The organism is Neisseria sp. P0009.S008, from assembly GCF_051958615.1.
Lineage (GTDB): Bacteria > Pseudomonadota > Gammaproteobacteria > Burkholderiales > Neisseriaceae > Neisseria > Neisseria subflava.
Window position 1 is genome coordinate 1 of sequence record NZ_JBQCVG010000110.1, and the last position, 233, is coordinate 233.

1 protein-coding gene is annotated in these 233 nt (G+C 53.2%); it reads right to left on the minus strand.

Going from position 1 to position 233, the window contains the following annotated elements:
• Positions 1–233: hypothetical protein (locus ACTHSQ_RS11490; protein WP_440372109.1), on the minus strand; the 233-nt coding region annotated here is incomplete at both ends.

The window sequence follows — 233 nt, forward strand, 5'->3', positions numbered from 1 at the left end:
TTAGTATCAGCTGCTACCGCTTTAGCATCTGCCGCTTCAGCTTTCGCTACCGCACCATCAGCTTTGGTATCTGCCGCAGCTGCCGCTGTCTTAGCTTCACCCGCTTTGGTATCTGCCGCTACTGCTTTAGCATCTGCCGCTACAGCTTTATCGTCTGCCGCTTTCGCTGCATCTTTAGCTTCGCCTGCTTTCGCTAATGCATCTGCTGCATCTGTTGCCGCTTTACCGGCTTT